The following is a 23808-nucleotide window of genomic DNA, read 5'->3' as shown; positions in this document are numbered from 1 at the left end:
TATGGATCTCAGAATGGATTTAGGATTGTAGATGACCATATGGTTAAACGGGTGATTGAGGGAGAATTTTCGTGATTCTCCCTTTTTTCAAAATTTCCTTCGGACACTGAACTCGTCAAACTATGGACATCTAATTTCGTCAGCTTCTGGACTATATAATATATCAATAACAACAGGAGAAAAAGATTCCTGAAGGCATCCAAATAAGACAAGTTAAATATCTCAATAACATTGTCGAACAAGATCATTGGTTTATCAAGAAGCGAGTTCGTACGATGTTAGGGTTCAAATCCTTTCGAACAGCAAAGGCCATAATTTCTGGAATAGAAGCGATGCATATGGTTAAAAAAGGGCAACTTGTTTTACAGGACAAGTCTGCCCAATATCAAGTGAAAATCATTCATAAACTATTTGGAATCGCTGCTTAAAAAGAAATTCAGTTAAGAAATCTATATGCTTTTTTTAAACAAATCCAATCTTTGCACCAGAACCCTAAAAAGTAAGCCCTCTTGAGTACAAGAGGGCTTTATTTTCAATTTTGTTATGGCAGCTCTATAGAGAAAGATCTTCGACAGTATCCAATAAAATTCCGAGTGCAAATGATTTACGTGATATTGCACAACATTTAACAAGATTAAAAGAAAGAAAAGATATATCCCCTGCTTCTATCAAAGCTAAAAAAGACACCCCCGCAACAAAAGCCACAGCAGTAACTAGGGAAGTGGAGTATTACATGAATATAATAAGAGGAGTTTCATAATGACTAGCACTGTACATCTTTTACAAGAACAATTCCGCCATCTTCGGATGGTAGAAACGGCCGATGAGCTACCAGTATTACTACGAAATGCGGAGAAGTCCTCCTGGACTTATCAAGAGTTTCTGCATGAGCTTCTTACTCATGAAATGAGGAAACGTGAAGAAAAAAGCGTTGAGAAGAGATTAAAGTGGGCTAAATTCCCGTATCTTAAGACACTTGACGAGTTTAATTTGGAAGAACAAATATCGCTTAGTGCACGCCAATTAAACCAATTGAGAGAACTGAATTGGTTAGAACAGCAGTATAACTTAATTTTATTGGGGCCACCTGGCTCGGATAAAACTCATATTAGCATTGGACTAGGGATTGAAGCGATTCAAAAGGGTTTTAAAGTGGCATTTTCAACAATGGGTGAACTCACACACCTATTAAAGACGGAAGAATACATTAGAAAGTCACAGCTGCAGTTAAAACGAATAAGAGAATCAGATTTGGTAATTATTGATGACTTAATGTATATGGCAATGGATCAAAGGGAAGCCAATCTATTTTTTCATCTAATTAACCATCTTTATGAACGTAGCTCTATAATTCTAACTTCTAATAAGAGCCCGGAAGAATGGGGTGAATTAATGGGAGATCAGGGTATTACTACAGCTATACTGGACCGTTTACTACATAGGGTAGAGGCTATTCTGCTGAATGAAAATGACAGCTACAGGATTAAGCATCGAACTACCATTTTTGAAAAGGAAAGTGTTCAAAATTAATTAGCAAAAAGTGTTCAAAACTACTTGACGGTTACAGCATGTTCCTTAAACTCTTCACTGTTTTGAAATGCTTCGTGTTCCTTGTGTTCAGTGGATTTTATTGAGACTGAATATGTTTTACTTTTTGCTCCTTCTTTATAACAGCCATCACGGAACGGACATACTCTACATTTTTTAATATCAAAGTAATAGGTGTCTTTTTGATTATCCCCTTGATTTTTCTTTCCTGTTCGTGCTTTTCGTATTGCCATGTGACCTGCTTTACAAACGTACATACCTGCATCTTTATTAAACTCAAACTCATACTCTTTAGCACGTCCACCTTGTGTGATCTGTGGATTTAGTTTAGATACTAGTTGAAATTCTTCGGTCTTTGCATATTGGATATTATCCTTCTCTGAATAAGCTATATCACCAATGATTCTATCAATTGTCATTCCTGCTTTTTTACTTTTCTCAACTAGGTCTTTTAAGAATTTCCCATCACTTTTCTCGCCAGTAGTAACCACCGCTGCTGTAATAATTCGCTCATCACTCATAGCTATATGTGTTTTAAATCCAAAAAAAGAAGAATCAGCTGTTTTGTGTCCGACACGTGCATCTGGATCATTTGAAAAACTTAGTTGTTCTGCATAATCTTCTACAACTTCTTTTAGTACGTTTAATTTTTCTTTGACAGCAGGAATCTCGGCGATTTGTGGCTCAGTTTCAATAACTGTAATGACTTGACGACAATAATCCAATTCATCATTTACTTCGTTAGAAGTCGTTTTTGGTGGGAATTTTTCTTTCATTGATTCATCTACTTGATATACTGCTTTTCGGACATTTTTTGATTTCTCTTGTAAAAATTCTCTCGGTGATTTTTGATTATAACGAGCTTTTGTATGTGTTGCATCCACGATAATTGTTTTACTCTTAATGATCTCTTTTTCTAAAGCAATCTCAACGGTTTTGCCAATAAGCATAGCTAATAAACCCACATCTTGAAGACGAAGTTTTCGAAATTTCGTTAAAGAGCTTGGGTCAATCACTGAATCCTCTGGAGCCATGTCTCAATCCATTGATACGACAGCCTTTATGGCGTCTATAAAGGGAACGGATTAAGAAGCAGTTTCTTTCATTCTCTAAACGCCTTAAAAACGCGTTCATAATAACGATTTCCTTCTTTTTTATTTATCGGAGTATACTTTGTCTTTAATAAGTTTCTTTTCGATTTTATATGGGGGACCCTAACTGTAGTTATAAGACACAGCTAGCCTTAAGGCTAGTTTTTTCTTTAGAAATAATTATAAAATCCCTGGTTAAAAAATTGCTTTGGCCGGCAGCACTACAGACTGATCAGAAAGCAAAGAACGCTTTCTGTCATTCTGTACGTGTCGCTTCGGCATTAATTGGCCCGATAACCACGGACTGTAAAGAAAGGAAAAGTATCTTTCTGACAATCCGTAGGTTCCTGTTCCATTTACGGCTAACGCCGTCATACCGAACGAGCCGAAAAAAACCTTTAAGACCTTGGGCTCCTCGCCCAAACCCAGCCAACGGGAGCCCGTTGGATCGCATTATACGCTCGGACCCTATTAATCTCCTTCTTTGTTCTCTTTATTGTAATCGTTTGCTCATAAGGGCAGTCAAGGGTGCTACGCTAGCGCTTCGCAAAGTTTGTGAACTTTTTTAAGAAGAACGTTTAAAAAACTTCACAAACTTCAAGCCCATTGACAACCCTTTTCGCAAAGATTCGGAGTGGTCAAACAAAAAGGAGTGATAGAGAATGGAAACAAGTTTTCATGGGTTGAAGGTAGCAATCTCAAGCACAGGATTTTATGTAGGTAGATATTTTCAGGAAGACGAAGTCACTTCACAGTTTGTACGACTAACCGATGATTTCAGCAGCAAACAAGAAGCCATCGAGTGGATCGAATCTATGATGGAAGAAGTCGCAGAGAGGAAAGAGGGGTAGCTCCCTCTTTTGTTTTTTCACTTTAAAAAGTGTACCGTAAACAATGGAAAATTCCCGGCTACGCCAGGAATCGTGTCGCTTGCTTCGCTTTGCTCCAAATGATTGAAAGTGTGTCGGCGGCTTTTTAGGGGCATCGAACCCCTACAAACCCGACTGCCTCCAAGCTAACGCAAGGAGACAGTACGCTCTTTTTTCATTCGCAGGATTTCGATCGAAATCCTTTTGAATAAAAATCGCTATTATTCATTGAAACGCTCGGCATCTAGCCTCGCCTTTCAAACGATGCTGCTACCTTTCGGCAGCTAATCGCCTCGGACGCTCGGGCCATGTTTTTTTAATGGCAAAAGGGCATCGAGCCCTTTGCCATTAGGCGTCTTATACCTGCGGTATGTTCGACTGCCACGCCCGGACGGTAGTAAGCCTTCTTTGTTCTCCTCATTATAATGAGTGGGCTTATGACCGCGTGAAGGGCGGGTGCCAGGCAAACAAAATCGGCAAAGCCAAGTAGGCTAAGGGGCAGTAAGGAAGCAAAAAACGCTCCCCAACTGCCCCTAAGTCATTGGGCTTCACTTAATTTTGAACGACAACGGGCAAAAAGCAGGCCCGTTGCCTATGCCTGACTGGCAAGTTCGCTTCTTCGTAAGCGAACCCTTCACACGGTTTGCGCCCATCATTGCTTCCTTCTCAAACAAAGAAAGGAAGTGTTACATATGGAAAAGGTTTATGAAATTCAACGTATTAAACCAAGTCATTCAGGAGGTAGAAGGAGGAGAACACTACATCGTTCGTTCCCCTCAAGATGGCGCGAAGATTGCTGCTCAATTTATTGGTGATGATGATCGTGAAGTGTTCTTTGTCATGTGCCTGAATACGAAAAATCGTGTGGTGGCTGTCCATCGTTGTCATGTTGGAAGTCTGAATGCCAGTATCGTTGCGCCAAGAGAGGTGTTCAAGTCAGCCATCCTGAATAACTGCGCATCGATCATTGTCAGCCACCAGCATCCATCACAGAATTGCCAGCCATCAAGAGAAGATATCGAAGTCACGAAAAGATTAGTAGAAGCAGGTAAGGTTCTCGGAATTGAGGTCCTTGATCACCTGATTGTAAATGCCGAAGCTGAATACTACAGCTTAAAAACTGAGGGTAAAATGTAAGATCAGAAGGAGAGGGTTCGCCCTCTTCTTTAATTTTTCTTCATTTTTTGTGGTAGTTCGTCTTGTTTAGGGGCATCGAACCCCAACAAGACGGCTTCATCTATGCTACGCATGGATGAAGCATAAAAACCCCGAATGAAAGATAAAAAATTGTTCGATTATTGTAAATATTCAGTTAAATCGACAAACATTTTACAATCACTTATTTATAATGGGAGAAGGTGATACTTGTTTATCCAAAAAGTTTTTCCTACATTTTTTTATAAGGGGAGATGAAAATATGGATTTTTATGAAAAGTTACCTACTGATTTTTTAATTGCTTTTTATGATGAAATGATGAAAAACATTGAAAAAGGATTGTTAACGAAAAATATGTATTATGAATTAGGTTTACTGATTTCAGTTGCAAGTCATAGGGGTATTATATTAGAGCAACCATGGGACTTTGAACAGATAGTCGATCAAAAGGCTCTGGATGATTTTATTCAATTTACGCAAATTGTAACGTAATAAAGGATGGTTTGGAACCATCTTGTGAACTTTTAGTATGTAACCATCAAAAGAAAATCAAAAAAAATCCCCGTATTCAGTTGTGAAAATACAGGACTTTAATTAAACTTCTGTATGTTGTTGATTTTTACTTTTTTGATACATCGTGATGAGCTCGTCTAATTTCCGACTACAACAAAGGGTGTCATCGCTATTTAATCCAGTTTTTCCCGCAATTAGGATCAACATCTTTCTCATCTGATTGATCCGGTCCTCTAGTTCCTCATTCTCGATAACCATCATACATCCCCTGATTCTCTTTAACTGTTTAATTCGTTAAATTGGTTTTTCTCACAATTATTATTATGCGAAAAATTTTAAATAATTGGAATACATCTGACAAAACCCCCTAAAACATTACATAAAATTGTATAAATAGACGAACTAAGGGCTAAAAGAAAGGAAAGAGAGCCCTTTCTTTCAGATCGTACTTGTCGCTTTTTGCGGTTTCCTCCTGCATTCCGTACGTTTCCAAGGGATTTATGGGTAGCCACGAGCATACTTAGAAAAACTAAGAATAAAACGTGGACTGCGTATTCATGCAGCTTAAAAGACAATCCATTTTCTATTCGAATTTTGTTGACTTAGTCAACAATTTATTTTATGATTATGTTGACTAATTCGATGGGAGGGGATAGGATGAAACGCTCAACTAAACGGATCATTGAAAAGTTTCCGAATTTTAAAGGCAAATTAAAGGCCTATGAGAACATTTTAACAGTGGAAGAAGCCATGCAAGGACTAACAGAAGTTGAAGCTGTATTCCTTAGATTAGCTTGGTTTTTTGAAGCTCCCGAATATGAAAGTTTTAATATCGGGTTATTGTACCACCATTTGGATAATGAATGGCTTGAATTCGCATTAGAATTAATGACTCAGTTCTTTCAAGAGGATACATATTTAATTCAAAAACCTACTTTTTCCATTCTACGAGAAACGCCGGATCATTATTTTAATCAAAAACAGTTTGCTGATTTCTTATCGGAACATGGCTTGAATTATGATAAGCGGAAATTAAATGTGTATTACAGTCGGGGGAAATTGCCGAAAGCGGATGTTGAACTTGCAGGCACCCCCTATTGGAGTAAATCCACAGTCGAAATGTTCTGTGAACAGGAGAAAGGTCGTTTGAATAAAGATTAAGTAACCTGGTAAGAAAGGTGAGTTAATCGCTATTCCACACATTTCAGGAGTATATGCTCGTATGTATTCTGTGAAACTTATAGTTGTTGAATGGGGAAAGGGGGAGATAACTTCAAACCCCTTATCTATCTGTATGAAGAAGGAAATAACTCCTTTATGTCGCTTTTGAATTCCATTGCCGATTGTATCTAAAAGTGTTGACATAATCAGCATCAATAGCCATTTTTAAAGAGTGATAAATATAATTGTGCAATAAATAAATCTCACAACAATTAAATTATTTCTTTAAAATTTTCCTGTTTGTCCATTTCTAATTAAGACAAACATTCATAATATAAATAACTCCTTAGAATTAATTGAATGTAAACATTTACAATACCTCTTTCAATTAAAGCGTCACTTAGAGCACTGGCTGCCGAGAAAGTCTCGACAGTCTTTAATTTTTTCTTTTTTCTTCAAAAGAGAGTGAAATTCAAGCCTATTTCCCGCTATTTTCTTCTTAGACACTACACTTGTCCCACTCAAATTAAAATTTATTCCATATACTATATTACTTTGAATTGATTGGAGGTGGGCATCACGAAAAGCCAACAAAAAGATCCTGACTCAATTATAAATGTTGTGTTTTTCATATTGTCTAGTATTATCATTGGAACTTATCTATTCTTTGGAAAGTAGGTAACTGTTTTCAATTTAATACGTTCCTTTATAGAGCGTATTTTTTTAAAAACAAAAAAGCAGCCATAATGATGGGCGCCTCTTTCGCAACTCTTCAAGAAGCTTTTCCTCTTCGATGAATTCCTGTCCATGTGGAAATCTTGATACCTTTATTACCTGCATATATTCCCTATACAGGATCTCTACTATCGAATGTTTCAAATCATTAAGCATACAAGTGACTGTATCCTAGGTTGCAACCCGTATAGCGATTGCCATATATCTTGGGGGAGCCAAGCTATTTTTAATTTTCTCCAAATATTTCGCCATTGAAAATAAATACTCCATTTTATCTGTCTTAATATCCATAATTTTGGTAAAATACATATAAAAACTAGTTTGAAAGAATGGTATTAAAATCATCACTTGTAGTTTCGTCATTAATGATTTTTTAAAATAGTTCTTTCATCATCTATAAAAGGGGATGATTATATGTGGATTTGGATCATTGTTTTTTCTCTATTTATTGTCCTATTGATTGTGCTTGAAGAGGCAGGCCATTATATTTTGAATCGATATTTAGACGGTCACAACAATGGAAGGCAACTAAAGTGGAAGAAAAGAATGATGACTGTTTTAACTTTAATTAAGAAAAAAATACAAACAGAAAGACATGAAATGAAGGAAGAAAAGAGCTTATAAATAATACAAAGATTTAGTATGGACCTATCATTAAAGGGGCTTCAATTGTATAAAAAATAAAACGTTGGATGGAAGAAAGAAAAAAATAGACTTACTGTCCTTTTCTGGAGGAGAAAAATGATATTCAAGTCAAAAGAAATTGCAGAAATAGGAGACCATATCCTTTTTAAGAATGGAATCAAAGGGATCGTTGAGAAGGTCAATGAAAATTCAGTCATTGTCAATATAACCGAAAATAAGATGGAATGGGAGTTTGAAGGAAACAGAACCGTTGTGGCACATAAAAATTACAAGGTTCTGATTGTGCATGATGTGAAAGCAAACGTCATATATACCAGTTTTTAAATGAAAACATTCTTTTTCGGACAAAAAGTGTTTTACCAGGAAGATTAAGGTTGGGTTTTACCCACCATTCACTTAATCGCAGTATATATGAAACTATAAGAAAACTTTTCTAAAGGAAATTCTAGTAAGATTTGAATATGTAAGCGTTTTCTATTATAATAAATAGTGGGTTGGATGGCATGCGTGGCCGTCATCGTATTTGGCGTAGGTGGGGCCGGTACTAGAGACAGATGTAGAATGTCTTTGATGGTTATATACATGGCTTTCTTTTGTAAATATTTCTTTAATGGTCTTCATAAAGTCTTCGGTTAAGTTTAATGCATTTTCTAATAAGACATACTGTTCCCCATATATGTTGCCCAAAGTTTACCCACTTCTGCGGAAGTTAGTTTTTCATTTGGGTTGGATTTTTTTGTATCTATTTTAATTGGTTTAATCAGTTCCACAGCAAAAATCCCCTTAATCCTAATTTCCCTTATTATTATCTTCTAGAAAAAATCTATCGATTAATTTGTTCATATAGTTTATCAGCTTTAGACTTTAGGATACGATTAACATGCTGAAATCCGGTTTACTTCTTAAACTAGCTCTCAGTTTTAAGACAACAATCTACTAACTTTATATATTGCTTTTAGCCTTAACTTTGTACCAATTCCCATTTTGGGTCGGTACAGAATAGAATATATTGTTGTAAATTAGAAAATGTCCAAATTCAGGAGCCATCCTTAAAGGGTGACTTTGTCTACCTATATGTAATTATGTTCAATTAAGGTTATTCAAACGAAATGGAGCTGAAACACATGAAATTTATGGTTAAAGCCTTTGATCGTGACGGCCAAGAAATTGAATTTAAAAATACAATCATTGGTGAAAAAGAAGTTATTTTTGAAAATGAAAAAGCAGCCGAAGCATTTATAGAGGGTATCAAGAATAGTTTGCCATCTACCTTCCATTATAAAGTGATCCCAAAGGAAGATGAAAAAGATCATTTTTGGTCTAGTCCGGAAAAGTTCTGGTGATCAAAAAATAGACCGGTAGTTAAAGGAAATGAAATTTTTATAGGAAATGATCATTCGGAACGAATCATAAAAAATTAACGGTGATTAGGTAAGAGATAACATGAGAAAGGGTCAAACCCTTTCTACTACTTCTCTCGGCAAATTCACTGCTTTAAATTGTATGGTTCCTGTTTCATTTCCATTTTCATCCATAAGCAAATGACCATACTTTTTATTAATTTCTCTAAACATGGCACTTAAGCTTGAGGCAATAATGATTACTTGCTCGGTTTGTCCAATCCCATACTCAATCATCACCGTGTATCTCTTTCTTTCCATGACCACAGACCCCCCTCAATCGTTGTATAACTACATTTTTTACCCCGATTTAAGGAAATTAAAACTCATTAGTGGGAAAATTTGATAGCCAAAATGTGACACACAAGACAAAAATAGTGGTTGTCATGTCGATATCACTGAGAGGGGATAGTTGACCAAGCTTTCTGTCAAAAAGACGTTCCATATGCTGAATTATGTTTGGTTTAAATGTGGGCGGGGAGATTAATAAATTATAATCCCATTAGCTTCTCTGTGTTGAAATAAACTCTCTCATTGTGGATGATATCTGCTATGTTTCCATTCCACCATTAACAGCCCTTCTCAGCGGTAGCCTATATTCTCAACATTTTGCTGGAAGGGCCGAATAACTAACGCAAACATTCAGAAATGTTCACCGTTTCATTCGTTGTTGTATTTAATTCATTTTTTCGTTTTGTTCCATTTGATTTAATTTCTTCTTTGTGTATCTATTGAAAAAAAATAACAAGAGGATGAAAAAAATTAAACAACCACCCATAATAAACAAGAAATATTGCATCCATTCAATGAGAACTGAAAACTCCATTCAAATCCCCCTTTAATATTTACTTGCCTTTAATTATTTCTATATCTTGTAAAAAATTTCCTCCTGTTGAAGAGCAATAATGTATGGTTTAACCTTTTTAGTTATGTATTTATTTGACCATTACATGGGTTAAAGAAAAGAAATCAAGGTTGATGGTGGATTTACGTTCATCCTGAATTTGAATTCTTTTCTTTAGAGGATCAATTTTTGTTACAAATCCAACGCGTGAAGTAAAAAAACCTTCTGTCCATGTGGTAATTTCTAATAGCATTTTGGTGGCCATGCTTTCAAATAATAGCCGTTCCATCTCTTCAATTTTTGTTTCATCGAGATGTGGTCTAGGAGTTTTATGATCATCCTCCCAAAGATCCTTCAACATAGGAATTAGAGGTGCAAAAAGAAAAGTTAAATGCCGAAGGGTGCGACAAGATTATCGAGGAAAAATTCACTGGGACAAAGTTAGAACGACCACAGTTTAGTAAATTGCTAAAAGAGTTAAAAGAAGGTGACACATTAGTAGTTACTAAGTTGGATCGGCTTGCTAGGAATGTAAAAGAAGGAATTGATGTCGTAGAGGAGCTATTTAATAAAGGTGTTCGAGTCCATGTATTAAACGTGGGATTACTTGAAAATACAACTATGGGGCGATTCTTCCTTCAAACTATGTTAGCGGTGGCAGAAATGAAAAGAAATATGATTGTAGAACGCACCCAGGAAGGGAAAGCATTAGCAAGGCAACGTGAAGATTTTAGAGAGGGACGCCCGAAGAAGTATAAAAAAGCACAAATTGATCATGCATTGAAGCTTCTTGAAACAAATTCATACATGCGAGTAGAGGAAATAACAGCTATAAGTAAAAGCACGCTCATTAGGGCAAAGAAACGTCAGGAGCAGCTCCGTCAATGAAAGGTGAGAACAATATAAAACGAGTCGACCATTATGGTCGATTTTTTCATTTCTATTAGGAATATTGGGTTTCTTTTCTTGAGCAATGATGTTTTTATTGGAATTTTTATTTTACAGAAAGAATGAAAATCAATAGGTATAATGACAATCCATACAACATCTTTAGCAATATTTTCTGAAAAGACTTTTCAAACTTCTAAAGATTAAAGGGTATATATTATGGCCGTTATAATCTTTCATGTCCCTGACATCCAATGCTATAATGAATCAAAATATTTTTATAGTTTGGGAGCAGTGATCGGATTGTCAAATCGGCAGAAACTTTTAGAGCTGGAGATAGAAGGAATTATTAACGCTTCTAGTGAGAATATTATCATCACGGATGGCGAGGGAATTATTTTACGGGCCATTAAAAAAAGTGAGGAAATGTACGGGATCGCTTCTGCGCAGCTGGTAGGGAAATCGGTTAAGGATCTGGAGAAGGAAAAGATATTTAATCCCTCGGTGTCACTGAGTGTTATTAAAAAGAAGGAGCCTGTCCGGTTTATGCAAAAAACAGGTGCCGGAAAAATAGTCATGACTCACGGTATCCCTCTTTTTGACGAGAAAAATAATATCATTCGGGTTATCAGTTTTTCTTACGATATAACGGAAATCGAAGAGCTGAAAGGTGAATACGAGAAATTGCAACAGAAAATGAAGTTTTATGAAACAGAAATCGAGCTGCTGCGTGATAAAAGTTTAACCTCAAGTGGGGTTGTTTTTAAGAGTCAAAGAATGAAAAGAGTATGGGAACTCGTGAATCGGGTGGCACGCAGTGATGCAACCGTTGTGCTGGAAGGTGAGTCAGGTACAGGAAAAACGCTCTTTGCAAGAGCACTGCATAAGGGCAGCAGCCGGAAAGATGCACCGCTTCTTGAAGTGAACTGCGGAGCTATACCTCATAGTTTGTTCGAGTCAGAAATGTTCGGGTATGAGGCTGGAGCGTTTACCGGAGCAAATAACAAAGGGAAAATAGGCCTTATTGAGCTTGCTGATAAGGGGACCTTATTTTTAGATGAAGTGGGTGAACTGCCGCTTTCTATTCAAGTGAAACTGCTAAAAGTACTGCAAGAAAAAAAGATTACAAGAATGGGCGGGAACAAATGCAGATCCATAGATTTTAGAATAGTAGCTGCAACAAACAGGAATCTTGGATTTATGGTCAAGCAAGGTGCGTTTCGGGAGGATCTTTTTTACAGGTTGAATGTTGTTCCAATTGAAATTCCTCCGTTGCGGGATAGAAAAGAAGACATTTTGCATTTGATGAATTTTTATTTAGAAAAGTTCAATGAAAGATACATGAAGTCTAATACATTTCACTCTTCCGCAATTGAAGCATTCTTAAACCATAACTGGCCAGGGAACGTAAGAGAGTTAGAAAACCTGGTAGAACGGTTAGTAGTTACGCTTGAACACGAAAAAATCACTGTGGAAAATCTTCCTTTTTTGCAAAGTGTTAATCGATCGTTATTACATGTGGACAATAAAGGGGAACTGCCAGCATCATCGCTGCAAGAGTCTTTAGAAGCAGTGGAAAAGAGCTGGCTGCTTCGTGCTTTCCGTAAATGTAAATCAACCTATGAAATGGCCGAATACCTCGGACTTAGCCAGCCTACCGTCGTACGGCGTATGAAAAAGTATAATATTAATTCAAAAATGAATTAATGATTCTTTATTGAATTAATTATGTCTAGGACGATTCAATAATGAATTGACAATAACTTCGGAAGCGGCATTATCAATAGATTAATAGTTGGCATAGAAATTGCACTGTAAATATGTAAATGCTTTAAAAAACGACAAGATAAGGATGGTTATTATGAAAGACAAATATCTACAGCTGGCTGATCTTGATAAAAAACATTTCTTGCATCCGACAACTTCTATTAAACAGCAACAGGATAACGGACCGGAGTTTATTTTTACTGAAGGAAAAGGTGTCCGGCTTTATGACCTTAAGGGGCGATCTGCAATTGACGGCTTATCTTCACTTTGGAATGTAAATATCGGTCACGGCCGCGAGGAGATTGCTCAAACAGCATACGACCAAATGAAAACACTCGGTTATAGCTCCTGTTTCGCGACGTACAGCAATGAGCCTGCCATCCAATTAGCTGCAAAGCTCGCTGAAATTGCACCTGGAAATTTAACCGCAACCTTTTTTACATCGGGCGGATCTGAATCCAACGATACGGCTTATAAGCTGGCGCGCCATTATTGGATTTTGAAAGGCCAGCCGGAGCGTAAGAAGATTATCTCACGGTCAAAGTCCTATCATGGGGTAGCTATGGGTGCGACGAGTGCGACAGGATTAAAATCATTCAGGGATTTTACAAATTCATTAGCACCTGACTTTTGTTATGTTGACCATTTTTCCCCTGAAGCACTGCGTGAAAAAATAGAATCAGAAAACCCTGAAACAGTGGCCGCATTTATTGCAGAGCCGGTACAAGGGGCGGGCGGGCTGCACATTGCCCCAAAAGGGTTTTTCGAGGAAATAAGAAAAATCTGTGACGAGTACGGTATTTTGTTCATTACAGATGAGGTGATTACTGGTTTTGGTAGAACAGGAAAGTACTTTGGTATGGATCATTATGGTGTCGCTCCTGATATGATGTGCTTTGCAAAAGGGGTAACGAGCGGATATGCACAGCTTGGCGGCGTTATGATTTCTGAAGATATTCACAAGGATTTGTCAGAACTTTCTGAAGGGACTTTACTTCATGGCTACACTTACAGCGGACATCCTATGGCATGTGCGGTAGCATTGAAAAACCTTGAAATTCTGGAGAGTGAGAACTTAATAGAAAACGCACGGCTTATGGGTGAGGAGCTGTTAGAAGGGTTTAAGCAGCTGCAGTCAAAGCGGAACATTGTAGGAGACGTAAGAGCGCTTGGATTAATGGGTGCTGTTGAAATTGTTAAAAACAAAGAAACAAATGAAAAGTTTGACGAGCCTCTCGCTCCAAAAATTGTAACAGAAGCGACAAAACGAGGGTTGATTTGCCGGTCTGTCGTGTTTGATAAGCAAGACACACTTGTATTTGCACCGCCTCTTATTATTAATCAGGACGAAATGAACGAACTTATCCATATTTTAAATGAAGCAATTTGGGCAGTTGAAAAAACAATAACGGCAGCTTCCGCACTGTAAACAACGAGGAGTGATTACATGAATACTAGTATCGAAGTTTTAAATCCGGCAACGAATGAAATAGTTTCTACTGTACCTTACAGCGGAGGTAAAGAAGCGATTGAAGCAGTTGATCGTGCATATGAAGCTTTTCAATCATGGTCGAAAAAAACGGCTGGGGAGCGCAGTGAATTATTGATGAAGTGGCACCAGTTAATTGAACAATCGACTGAAGAGCTTGCTAAGCTAATGACTCAAGAACAAGGAAAGCCTTTAAAAGAAGCGATCGGGGAGATTACCTATGCAAATAGCTTCATATCATGGTTTGCAGAGGAAGGAAAGCGTATTTATGGGCAGACCATTCCCGCATCTCATCCTGATAAAAGAATTTTGGTGCAAAAGGTGCCGGTAGGAGTTATTGCAGCAATTACGCCATGGAACTTCCCCGCTGCGATGATTACGAGAAAAGTAGCACCTGCTCTCGCTTCAGGCTGTACAGCTGTAGTGAAACCGGCAGAACAAACACCTCTGACAGCTATCAAATTAGCTGAGCTTGCTGAAGTTGCTGGAATTCCAAAGGGTGTGCTGCAAGTTGTGGCTGGCGATGCGTCGGAAATCGGTGATGCATGGATGGAAGATACAAGAGTACGCAAAATCTCGTTTACTGGATCTACTGAAGTAGGAAAGCTATTGATGAGAAAAGCGGCTAACACGGTAAAAAAAATATCACTTGAATTAGGCGGTCATGCTCCATTTATCATAATGGCTGATGCAGACATACAGAAAGCCGTACAAGGGCTGCTCGCTTCTAAATACCGCAACGCGGGCCAAACGTGTGTCTGTACAAACCGTGTTTACGTGCACGAAAGCATTGCTGAATCTTTTAGTGTAATGTTTGTTGAAGCAGTATCCAAATTAAAGGTAGGAAATGGTTTAGAAGAAGGAACAGATGTAGGGCCACTCATCGATAAGAACGCAGTTGAAAAAGTGAAAAAGCATCTTAATGATGCAATCTCGAAAGGCGGAACTCTGGTATACGGTGGGGACGCACTGCAAAACAGCAAAGGGTTCTTCATGCAGCCAGCAGTTATTACAGGTGCTACTGACGACATGCTGTGCATGAACGAAGAAACATTTGGGCCGCTTGCTCCAATCGCTCTATTTAAAACAGCTGAAGAGGTTATAAAACGAGCGAACGACACACCATACGGTTTGGCTGCTTATGTGTACACAGAAAATCTGAGCCAAGCGTTTACGATTACAGAGCAATTGGAGTACGGCATTGTAGGATTGAATGATGCACTTCCATCTGTAGCTCAAGCTCCATTCGGCGGCATGAAGCAAAGCGGATTGGGACGAGAAGGCAGCCACATTGGCATTGAAGAATACTTGGAAGTGAAATACATCTCAATCGGGCTATAATCGTTGCGGTGTCTGTTCCTGTTATTCATTTCATGGTACAGACACTGATCAAAGTTGGTGAAGCGACTACTATCAAGGAGGCGGAAGAATATTGGAAAATAAAGAGGGACTTCAGAAACAATTGAAAACAAGGCATATAACGATGATTTCTCTAGGCGGCATCATAGGTGCTGGACTATTTGTAGGAGCAGGTACAGTTATTAATACAACAGGCCCTAGTGCTGTGATGTCTTATGCTTTTGCAGGTTTGCTTGTTGTGTTTCTTATGCGGATGCTGGGTGAAATGTCTGCTCGTAATCCGGATAGCGGTTCATTTGCTACATACGCTCGGGAAGCGATCGGACCTTGGGCTGGCTACACAATTGGCTGGCTCTATTGGTTTTTCTGGGTAATTGTTATTGCTATTGAAGCCGTTGCAGGCGGGGCAATTGTCCATGAATGGATGCCATCTATTCCGATTTGGACCTGGAGTCTTATCTTGACATTTTTGTTAACGCTTACAAACGTATTCTCAGTCAAATCGTTCGGAGAATTTGAGTATTGGTTTGCACTCATTAAAATTGTAGCCATTACCATCTTTATGGGAATTGGATTATCTATTATTCTAGATATTTTCCCCGGAGTGGAGTCACCAGGGACCTCTAATCTTTTTGGCAAAGGAGGTTTTTCGCCTAATGGAGTAAGCTCCATTTTCCTTGGAGTAGCGACAGTTATTTTTGCCTACTTCGGTGCTGAAATTGCAGCTATTGCAGCTGGTGAGTCAGAAGACCCGAAGAAAACAATAAAAATAGCCATTAAAAGTGTCGTTTGGCGTATTCTTATTTTTTATATTGGTTCTGTTGCCATTCTTGTCACATTGCTGCCATGGGATTCAACGACAGCTCTGAAAAGTCCATATGTAACTATGCTCGATATGATCGGAATTCCAGGTGCGGCATTCATTATGAACCTTGTTGTACTTACATCGGTGCTTTCTTGTTTGAATTCAGCTCTGTATACAAATTCCAGGATGATTTTTTCACTCGCACAAAGAGGAGATGCACCTCGCGCATTCCTTAAGCTGAACAAACAAGGTGTACCTACTCGTGCTGTTTGGATTGGAACTATCGTTTCCTACGTTTGTGCGATCTTTAATTTCGTTTCGCCTGATAAAATGTTTCTGTTTCTGATAAATGCATCAGGTGCCATTGCACTCATTGTGTATTTAGCAATTGCCATATCTCACATTGTGCTTCGAAAACGAATGGAAGCAAACGGAGAAAAGCTGGATATGAAAATGTGGCTGTTTCCAGGCCTGACATACTTCACAATTGCAAGTATACTAGTCATTCTTGTATTCATGGCATTCATCGATTCAATGCGCTCACAGTTATTCTTAACATTATTAATAACAACCTTGGTTATAGTTTCATATTTTATCTTAAAAAAGAAAAACGAAGCAGTAAATTCGGTAAAAACAAAAAAATCTGCAGTTTAGCAAATAAAATGGGGATCATGTACTTTTTGTAAAGGTATCTGATCCCCATTGGCCACCAAGGGATAGCGCGGTAGAAATTCTGTGTCTACTATCTTGACATAGTATCATAATGCTTATTATCATAATTATCAGTCTTTCTAAAATAGAGGAATGCGGGCAATAAAAAAGGCACTCCTCTATTTAGGAGGGGCCTCTCGATAAAATGTATATCCATTGCCTTGAACGACTACTTCTAGCTCTTTTGTTTCTTCCTTTAACACTTGATTTAGTCTAAACAATGCCAGTTCTTTTGCTTTTTCTTTTCTGGTTCCATAGCAGTTCCAGACTGAACAATCCTTAGTGCTTGCCATTGCCATGTAGCTATCTCCGTGATTGTATATTTTTATTTTAACAAGTTTGCCGTTATTACGAACAATCATACCAGCCTCACACCTTATTAGTTAATACCAGTTGTATTAGACAAGTTTACGGAATATCCCTGTGGCAAATTGGTGAAATAACAAAAAGAGCTCAACGGCTCTCAATTAGCAGATATTCGACTGATTTCAAGTAGGAATTTAAAGCTTTGCGGTGTTCCCAAAGAAAACTAATGATTTCATTCTCATTTATCGGATGTTCCTTCATATCCCAAAATGAATTGTTTTTTCTGTAAAAGGTAAATCCTTCATTGGGATAACACATAACAGTGAGATAGCCCTTATTTTTCGTAGCTTCAATTAAGAGCTCTCCTCTTTCGAGTTGCAATGCCTTTGGTCGCTAAAAATACCGCATTTAAAGCATTACATGAGTATTTTACAAAGCGTTCAAATAATCCTTTGAAGAAGATGCAATCTCTAATTGCAATATGTAATAAGCTCATACGTATTCTGTTTACGATCGGTAAAAAGCAGTGTGAATTTAGTGAAAAACGCATGTTAAGGGACATTCCTCATATGGCTATATTACAGGTAGCAGCTTAATTTACTTTTTTGATTGAAATTATTAGTAGGTTGATTGTTTTAAACATTTGAAGCACGGATTAGTCAGTAAAACAACTAAAATACGGGCAAGGACCCTGTCGGGCAGCATGACTGACATCCACCTCATGGAAAGGTTGGACGAAGGAATTTTGGAGCGAAGACTCTGTGAGATATGGGAGGGTTGACCTCCATGAGAAATGTGGATATCCACCAGTGCAACCATACTTTAACTTGTTATCCACTTTTTGGATAAGTGGGGTTTGGCAGCTATCAGTCGCTTTTTCACTTTGTTCCCAAAATTATCCTTGATTACACCATTATCCAATACTCAAATGAATATTAAAACAAACTACCACGTAATTTGGAGAAAATGAGAGAAATCGAGAGATTTTCCTTTCTATATAGAAGGAGTTTAGTTGAAGAATCGTCTTTAGTTCTTCTTCAACAATAGGGCCAGATTGTTGAACAACACATTTAAAGTAAATAGGTAAGGACAAAGAGATTGTGAAGTTTTTCCTTAAACTGATATGAACGAAACTGTCAAGGTTCCCTGCACATTTTGTTTTTTGTTTTGATTTTGACCAATTTTAAGAATAGAAGCGTATTTCGGCTTCTTTTCTTTCTTAGTTTGAGGTTCAGCTAATGATTGTGTTGCTTCAGTAAAAAAGTAAGCACAATTGCTGTGCTTACTTTCTTTAAACAATGTGGAATTATTCAATACTGGACACTTAATGCTTATGCTAAAGTTGGCGTTCTTAATGAAGATTTTAACTTGACGTTTATCTTATCAATTAAGAAGAAAACTTTAATCAACAAACTAAGCAAAGGCGATAGTATGCCTTTAAGTGAAGTATTCAAAATACATCCCTCCACATTGAATTTTAGTGCTAAAAATAACACTACGTGTATTGTTACTCCTAAAAATGAAATGATTACTGTTTTATTATTCCAGTTCTATCTTCCATTTGTGGCGGTTCTTCAAACCACCCATGTTTAATCATAATTTCGATTCCTTCTTGTCCGTAGAAAAATATATCTTTGGCGATTAAAGCATTTTTCGTGATTATATCATTTCTTAAAGTAAAAAATGTCCCAAAACTGCTTCCCACAATACTGAATCCATTAAGAAGGTAGATACAATTCATCATGAGTTTTTCAGAAAATGGAGCAATTGTAGAAGTCGTTACCGTACTTCCAGAAGTTGCAGAAAATTGAACGTTACTTTCCAAAAGAATATCTTGAAATTCTTTTATTTGTTTTTTAGCAAGTTCCATTCCTTTTACAAAGTAAGCTTGAACCTCTTTAGTCTTTGCACATTGGGCAAAACCAGTAATGAGCTGAAATCCAATATTGTTCGCCTCAATTCCATGATGAAGAATGCCAAGTTCAATGTCATTCAAAGGTCTTTTGTCACTAAATGGGTTGAATCCACTCATGTAACTTTTGTTTTTAATAAATTCAACTGTTTTTGGCATTGTCACTTTTGGTGGAAGAGAGAGAATCCCTTTTTCTAGCAAATAAAGGGTAGATAACTTATAAATTTTTTGAGAAGTTGCTGATAGACCTTCATAAATTGTCATCACTTGGTCATTATAAGCCATATTCATATTCATTGTGTACATGCCCATGCTTACTTCTTTTAATATCCGAAGAAACATAATGTCAAATCCATTGTCATATAACTTAGGTGCTTCTAGGTTCACATCTTCTTTTGTAAATCCAACAGGCTTTACAATTCCTTGCTCTTTAAATAGCTGTTCCATTTGTAACAAATAATAATTCAGTTCTTGCCATAAGCCTCCCAAAAGATTCTTACCTTGTTGTTCATCTGATGTTTCGATAAAGTATTCCAAAATTCCTATAATAAGGGTTTTCTCTTGGTAGGTGAGCCAAAGAGTTCCCACTTCTGATGCACTTAAAGGATTAGTTAAATCCAAAATTTTCCACTCCCCAGGTCTTTTTGCCTATTTTTTACAACTTTTTACAATTTATTCAACAAATGATAAAAAGGTAAAAAATAAAAATCACGACCAAAAATATTACTGAAGTATTTTTTGTGTGTAAAGGTATAATAAAACAACATTCACGCTGCGGATCGGCAAGCCGATCCTTGGTCCGCCACCAGTAGAAGCGGACTCAATTCGAAGAAGTAATACAGGCGGAAACATCCATCAGCCTTAGATAGCTCCTATCTTAGGCTGATGGACGTCGTGAATGCAAAAAACGTTAGGTGAGACCAGCTAAAATAATAAAAGTGGTGATGATAGGAATAGTGCGAGAAGAAGGGAAGAATTAAGTATCATTTAAGATAAAAAGCTTCTTTAATTCTGCAATATCGCCGCATCACAGATATTAGAAACCGATCTTACACAATCGGGCGCAAGAATTGAAAAAAGATGGACTGTTTTAGCAGTCCATTTTTCTTGGTCTTTAATCAGTTAAAGGGCCGTATTGTTCAATATTAAAGGAGAATTTTCTGGGGATGATAGCTTATAGCTGAAAAAAATGTTTCTTTGGGAGTGGAAATTAAATGAGACATTATATTGAATTTACTGTGGATGTAAAGCCTTTTCAAGCGGTTCAACTTATTATGAATGACAAGGATTTAAAGTCAGCTTTGATATTTGAGGATTATAAAGTTACTGGAGAAGACGAAAAAGAGATTTCAATAATAGTATTTGAAAAATTTTTTCTCCGAACTGGTAATACAGCTACGTTAACTGTCACTGTTGATAATTTTAACGGAGTGACAATTGTAAAGTGTATTTCAGCAGGAAATGGAGATGGAATTTTGGATATGGACTGGGGGGCAGGAAAAAGCTTTATTAAACCAGTAAGAAAAAAATTGGAATCACACATTATTGAAATAACGGAGGAGACATAATAGCATATTGGTTTGTGAAATAATCACTTAAAGTAACGCGGGCTTATCTTGAATAAGATTTAGGCATTGATCTTCAACAATCGGGCGCAATTACTGAACAATGAGCAGTCGCTATTTTTTACTAAACTCATCAGAATAGTTCTATCAATGATTGGATGTAAATAATTAAAAAACCCAGCTAATCTTTTCATGTGAAGGTAGCTGGGTTTTTAAAGTTGGATGTGCAAAATAACACTTAAAATAATCTCAAATTATCGGTTGAAAAAGTACCTTCCCTTCCGTAACAAATCTTATTTTAAATGACCGAATATACCCCCATTTCCAGCTTTAAGCTTCTTTGTCTAAGTCCTTATTTAATGATATCTTTGATCTTCAACAATTGCTTTTTTACTAACGAAGTAGTTTGCTTAACAATTATTTGGGAAAATCCCTTTTAATTAGTGTGCTCTATTGACCAAAGTTCTGGAATGGTAACAAAAATATATCCTTCCTTCTTCAAATATGGAATAAGTTCATCCAAGGCTTTTACTGTTCCTGTTAAGTCTTGTGTCCAATGTCCGGCACTATGCATTAGGACAATAGCTCCAGGGTGAATAGCATTCAACACTTTTTGTTTTACTTCGTTTGCTGGTAGGCTTCTCCAATCCTCCGAATCTACAGACCACCCTATACCACGATATCCCATTTTCCCCAATTGTCTGACCTGATCTTCAGTTAAAGCTCCATATGGAGCACGGAACAAATCAGATTTAATACCGATAATCGAAAAAATTTCTTGTTCATTCTTTTCAATTTCCCATATCATACTTTTTACATCGGTATCCGTTAGTTTGGGATGCCAATAAGTATGATTACCAATTGCATGCCCTTTACTATATATTCGTTTTGTAATATCAGGATAGGTATGAACTCGTGTCCCTAATAAGAAAAAGGTAGCTTTCACAGCATATTTATTCAAAATATCTAAAATTAAAGGAGTAAATCGAGTGTCTGGACCATCGTCGAAAGATAGTGCAATCACTTTTTGATTAGTATGTGCTTTATAAATCATTGTATTAGAATATTTTACTTGTAATGGGTATGCTGCTGAAGCCTGAGCTGAATTAGGGGAATAAACTAGTCCTACAAATAAGATAAAAAAACCTTGTACAATAAGAAAACAACGTTTATAAAACATGTCATTCCCTTCTTTCATGATACTTACCTTAGTATTGCGTTAAATGCAGTCATTATATCCACTGGTCGCTTTTTTAATTTGGCTTTGTTTAACTTGATTGTTGATTTTATAGAAAGAAATAAGCGTACTCAAATTAACTTTGAATACACTTATTTTTCGAATAACGAATAAATCAAAAGGATGCTATGTATCAACGTACAAATAATACTAGTAATTGTACGTTGAGGTAGTGGGTGCTCATCTTGAATAAGGTTAAACAATGATCTTCAATAATCGGGCGCTATTCTTGAAAAGAATAATGCCTTTTTTAGCAATCGGGCCAGATTGTGGAGTAACTCCTTTAAATAAAATTGGATATCTATGTTAAAGTTTAGAAGAGATTGTGAAGTTTTTACTTAGATGTAACGAAGCAGAATAGCGAAAAATGATTTATATTTAAATAGACGTTTTTAATAAAGCAAAAGGAGAGAAATCTTATGTTTTCTAATGAAGAAAGAGATTCTATTTATAAAGTTATTTATAACAGGAGAGATATTCGAAGTTTTTTGTCAACTCCTATCCCAGAAAACACGATACATAAAATATTAAACGCAGCTCATCATGCACCTTCAGTAGGATTTATGCAACCTTGGAACTTTATTTTAATTTCCTCTGACAAAGTTAAAGAAAAATTAGCTTGGGCAGCAGAAAAAGAAAGACAAGCATTAGCTATCCATTATGATGGGGAAAAAGAAATGAAATTTCTTGATTTAAAAATTGAGGGCTTAAAAGAAGCTCCTATAACTATTTGTGTAACATGTGACCCTACAAGAGGAGGTTCCCATGTATTAGGACGAAATTCAATTCCTGAAACAGATATTTTATCCACAGCCTGTGCTATTCAAAATATGTGGTTAGCATCTTGTGCTGAAGGATTAGCGATGGGGTGGGTAAGTTTTTATAAAAAGAATGATATTCGAAATATTTTAGAGATACCACCACATATTGACCCTATCGCTCTTATATCTATTGGTTACACTGATGACTACCCAGAAAAACCTATTTTAGAATTAGCTAATTGGGAAAAAAGGCGTTCTTTAGATCATCTTATTTTTGAAAATAAATGGGGAAGAAACTAAAGGTTTATTAAAGTAACAGGCGCATTACTTGAACAACGGTAATGCTTTTTTCTTCTTCAAGTAAACGGTAACGAGCAGCAGTCTAAGAGTTAAATGGGAAATTAGCCCAAATGCAAACCTATAGTATGTTAGTATTTAAGAAAAAGATTAAATGGTATATTGGAGGTCATTTAATATGATTCGGTTAATAATTCAATTCGGTATTTCCACTTTATTACTTTTATTTTCTACTTCTGTTGCTTGGTATGAAGGCAGTACAATTTTGGATAAATCTTTGGAATGGAGATACTCCACACCTTTTACACAGCTATTGTACGGAGAAGTTAGTGAGCCGAGTGAAATTTCTCAATTGGATTACTTTGTCTATGCAGCTAAATTTCAACCCACTTTCCCTATTATTATGGTTTTGAGCAGTTTATATTTGTTAATCCTTATTGGGTATTATATTTTCCAAGAAGAGAAGAAGGGGCTTGCCTACTATTTATCCTTTTTAGGTGGAGGATTATTTATATTAAGTTATTTTACTTCTAATTCTCCAATAGTTGGTGGTCAAATAATGTTCTATCTTTTCTTAGTGTGTGGTGTATTTTGTATAGTAACTGCCTTAATGAACTATTATCAAATTTTAAACCGAACAAGGGTAAAGATTACAAGCTAAAATATTGAGCTAACGGCTGGCTTTAGTAAAATAATTGAGAAGCTGTTTTAGTAGCCTTAATACTCAGCAATCGGGCGCGATTGCAGTA

22 protein-coding genes and 4 pseudogenes are annotated in these 23808 nt (G+C 36.7%); 18 read left to right on the top strand and 8 right to left on the bottom strand.

Going from position 1 to position 23808, the window contains the following annotated elements; genetic code table 11:
- Nucleotides 1-170: 170 nt before the first annotated feature.
- Both J7E63_RS17935 and istB read left to right on the top strand, forming a co-directional pair.
- Nucleotides 171-428 (top strand): annotated as a pseudogene (locus J7E63_RS17935) (DDE-type integrase/transposase/recombinase); the annotation flags it as partial.
- A 331-nt stretch (nucleotides 429-759) separates the two neighbouring features.
- Nucleotides 760-1530, top strand: coding sequence for an IS21-like element helper ATPase IstB (istB, locus tag J7E63_RS17930; protein WP_215014785.1), 771 nt, complete (start codon nucleotides 760-762; stop codon nucleotides 1528-1530).
- A 41-nt stretch (nucleotides 1531-1571) separates the two neighbouring features.
- Here the strand turns inward: istB and J7E63_RS17925 are convergent.
- Nucleotides 1572-2585: pseudogene (locus J7E63_RS17925) on the bottom strand (transposase); the annotation flags it as partial.
- 716 nt (nucleotides 2586-3301) lie between these two features.
- On the opposite strand from J7E63_RS17925, the gene J7E63_RS17920 reads away from it, so the two are divergent.
- The 3 genes and pseudogenes from J7E63_RS17920 to J7E63_RS17910 all read left to right on the top strand — a co-directional run bounded on the left by J7E63_RS17920 (nucleotide 3302) and on the right by J7E63_RS17910 (nucleotide 5156).
- Nucleotides 3302-3490, top strand: coding sequence for a hypothetical protein (locus tag J7E63_RS17920; RefSeq protein ID WP_215014783.1), 189 nt, complete (start codon nucleotides 3302-3304; stop codon nucleotides 3488-3490).
- A gap of 710 nt (nucleotides 3491-4200) precedes the next feature.
- A pseudogene (locus J7E63_RS17915) lies at nucleotides 4201-4645 on the top strand (JAB domain-containing protein).
- A gap of 280 nt (nucleotides 4646-4925) precedes the next feature.
- Nucleotides 4926-5156, top strand: coding sequence for a hypothetical protein (locus J7E63_RS17910; protein ID WP_215014781.1), 231 nt, complete (start codon nucleotides 4926-4928; stop codon nucleotides 5154-5156).
- 102 nt (nucleotides 5157-5258) lie between these two features.
- Here J7E63_RS17910 and J7E63_RS17905 read toward each other — a convergent pair whose 3' ends face one another.
- Nucleotides 5259-5438, bottom strand: coding sequence for an aspartyl-phosphate phosphatase Spo0E family protein (locus J7E63_RS17905; RefSeq protein ID WP_215014779.1), 180 nt, complete (start codon nucleotides 5436-5438; stop codon nucleotides 5259-5261).
- A 396-nt stretch (nucleotides 5439-5834) separates the two neighbouring features.
- Between J7E63_RS17905 and J7E63_RS17900 the strand changes: the two genes are divergently transcribed.
- The 3 genes from J7E63_RS17900 to J7E63_RS17890 all read left to right on the top strand — a co-directional run bounded on the left by J7E63_RS17900 (nucleotide 5835) and on the right by J7E63_RS17890 (nucleotide 8042).
- Complete coding sequence (locus J7E63_RS17900) at nucleotides 5835-6338, top strand: hypothetical protein (protein WP_215014777.1); 504 nt, start codon at nucleotides 5835-5837, stop codon at nucleotides 6336-6338.
- A 1149-nt stretch (nucleotides 6339-7487) separates the two neighbouring features.
- Nucleotides 7488-7697: a hypothetical protein gene (locus J7E63_RS17895; RefSeq protein ID WP_215014776.1), complete on the top strand. Its 210-nt coding sequence runs from the start codon at nucleotides 7488-7490 to the stop codon at nucleotides 7695-7697.
- 117 nt (nucleotides 7698-7814) lie between these two features.
- On the top strand, nucleotides 7815-8042 hold the full coding sequence (locus tag J7E63_RS17890; protein ID WP_215014774.1) for a DUF2187 family protein: 228 nt from the start codon (nucleotides 7815-7817) through the stop codon (nucleotides 8040-8042).
- Between the two features lie 153 nt (nucleotides 8043-8195).
- On the opposite strand, the gene J7E63_RS30565 is transcribed toward J7E63_RS17890, so the two are convergent.
- The gene (locus J7E63_RS30565; protein WP_285289949.1) at nucleotides 8196-8405 is read right to left on the bottom strand and encodes a hypothetical protein; all 210 of its coding nucleotides are present in this window, start codon (nucleotides 8403-8405) and stop codon (nucleotides 8196-8198) included.
- A 437-nt stretch (nucleotides 8406-8842) separates the two neighbouring features.
- Between J7E63_RS30565 and J7E63_RS17880 the strand changes: the two genes are divergently transcribed.
- On the top strand, nucleotides 8843-9061 hold the full coding sequence (locus J7E63_RS17880; protein ID WP_215014772.1) for a hypothetical protein: 219 nt from the start codon (nucleotides 8843-8845) through the stop codon (nucleotides 9059-9061).
- Nucleotides 9062-9172: 111 nt separating this feature from the next.
- On the opposite strand, the gene J7E63_RS17875 is transcribed toward J7E63_RS17880, so the two are convergent.
- Both J7E63_RS17875 and J7E63_RS17870 read right to left on the bottom strand, forming a co-directional pair.
- On the bottom strand, nucleotides 9173-9379 hold the full coding sequence (locus J7E63_RS17875; RefSeq protein ID WP_215014770.1) for a hypothetical protein: 207 nt from the start codon (nucleotides 9377-9379) through the stop codon (nucleotides 9173-9175).
- A gap of 674 nt (nucleotides 9380-10053) precedes the next feature.
- Nucleotides 10054-10323, bottom strand: coding sequence for a YolD-like family protein (locus J7E63_RS17870; protein WP_215014767.1), 270 nt, complete (start codon nucleotides 10321-10323; stop codon nucleotides 10054-10056).
- Between the two features lie 11 nt (nucleotides 10324-10334).
- Between J7E63_RS17870 and J7E63_RS17865 the strand changes: the two genes are divergently transcribed.
- From J7E63_RS17865 to J7E63_RS17845, 5 genes are all read left to right on the top strand, one after another.
- On the top strand, nucleotides 10335-10850 hold the full coding sequence (locus tag J7E63_RS17865; protein ID WP_215014765.1) for a recombinase family protein: 516 nt from the start codon (nucleotides 10335-10337) through the stop codon (nucleotides 10848-10850).
- A 303-nt stretch (nucleotides 10851-11153) separates the two neighbouring features.
- Nucleotides 11154-12557: a sigma-54 interaction domain-containing protein gene (locus J7E63_RS17860; protein WP_374193754.1), complete on the top strand. Its 1404-nt coding sequence runs from the start codon at nucleotides 11154-11156 to the stop codon at nucleotides 12555-12557.
- 145 nt (nucleotides 12558-12702) lie between these two features.
- On the top strand, nucleotides 12703-14046 hold the full coding sequence (locus tag J7E63_RS17855) for an aminotransferase family protein (RefSeq protein WP_215014787.1): 1344 nt from the start codon (nucleotides 12703-12705) through the stop codon (nucleotides 14044-14046).
- An 18-nt stretch (nucleotides 14047-14064) separates the two neighbouring features.
- Nucleotides 14065-15447, top strand: a complete 1383-nt coding sequence (locus J7E63_RS17850; protein WP_215014761.1) for an NAD-dependent succinate-semialdehyde dehydrogenase — start codon at nucleotides 14065-14067, stop codon at nucleotides 15445-15447.
- A 91-nt stretch (nucleotides 15448-15538) separates the two neighbouring features.
- Nucleotides 15539-16924 (top strand): amino acid permease, encoded by a 1386-nt coding sequence (locus J7E63_RS17845; protein ID WP_215014759.1) that lies wholly within the window; start codon nucleotides 15539-15541, stop codon nucleotides 16922-16924.
- Nucleotides 16925-17100: 176 nt separating this feature from the next.
- On the opposite strand, the gene J7E63_RS17840 is transcribed toward J7E63_RS17845, so the two are convergent.
- A complete protein-coding gene (locus J7E63_RS17840; RefSeq protein ID WP_215014757.1) occupies nucleotides 17101-17343 on the bottom strand; it encodes a hypothetical protein in 243 nt (80 codons plus the stop codon).
- Between the two features lie 294 nt (nucleotides 17344-17637).
- Here J7E63_RS17840 and J7E63_RS29705 point away from each other — a divergent pair.
- Nucleotides 17638-17883 (top strand): annotated as a pseudogene (locus J7E63_RS29705) (IS110 family transposase); the annotation flags it as partial.
- Nucleotides 17884-18815: 932 nt separating this feature from the next.
- Here the strand turns inward: J7E63_RS29705 and J7E63_RS17835 are convergent.
- Nucleotides 18816-19820, bottom strand: coding sequence for a DUF3231 family protein (locus J7E63_RS17835; protein ID WP_214714348.1), 1005 nt, complete (start codon nucleotides 19818-19820; stop codon nucleotides 18816-18818).
- Between the two features lie 593 nt (nucleotides 19821-20413).
- Between J7E63_RS17835 and J7E63_RS17830 the strand changes: the two genes are divergently transcribed.
- Nucleotides 20414-20767: a DUF6054 family protein gene (locus J7E63_RS17830; protein WP_214714346.1), complete on the top strand. Its 354-nt coding sequence runs from the start codon at nucleotides 20414-20416 to the stop codon at nucleotides 20765-20767.
- A gap of 433 nt (nucleotides 20768-21200) precedes the next feature.
- Here the strand turns inward: J7E63_RS17830 and J7E63_RS17825 are convergent, their stop codons facing one another.
- A complete protein-coding gene (locus J7E63_RS17825; protein WP_214714344.1) occupies nucleotides 21201-21944 on the bottom strand; it encodes a polysaccharide deacetylase family protein in 744 nt (247 codons plus the stop codon).
- A 476-nt stretch (nucleotides 21945-22420) separates the two neighbouring features.
- On the opposite strand from J7E63_RS17825, the gene bluB reads away from it, so the two are divergent.
- Both bluB and J7E63_RS17815 read left to right on the top strand, forming a co-directional pair.
- Nucleotides 22421-23062 carry a 5,6-dimethylbenzimidazole synthase gene (bluB, locus tag J7E63_RS17820; RefSeq protein ID WP_215014755.1) on the top strand — a complete coding sequence of 214 codons (642 nt, stop codon included), beginning with the start codon at nucleotides 22421-22423 and terminating at the stop codon, nucleotides 23060-23062.
- Between the two features lie 175 nt (nucleotides 23063-23237).
- Complete coding sequence (locus tag J7E63_RS17815; protein WP_215014747.1) at nucleotides 23238-23720, top strand: YjdJ family protein; 483 nt, start codon at nucleotides 23238-23240, stop codon at nucleotides 23718-23720.
- The last annotated feature ends 88 nt before the right edge of the window (nucleotides 23721-23808 follow it).

This window comes from Bacillus sp. ISL-75 (assembly GCF_018613095.1).
This window is presented reverse-complemented; position numbering and strand designations above follow the sequence as displayed.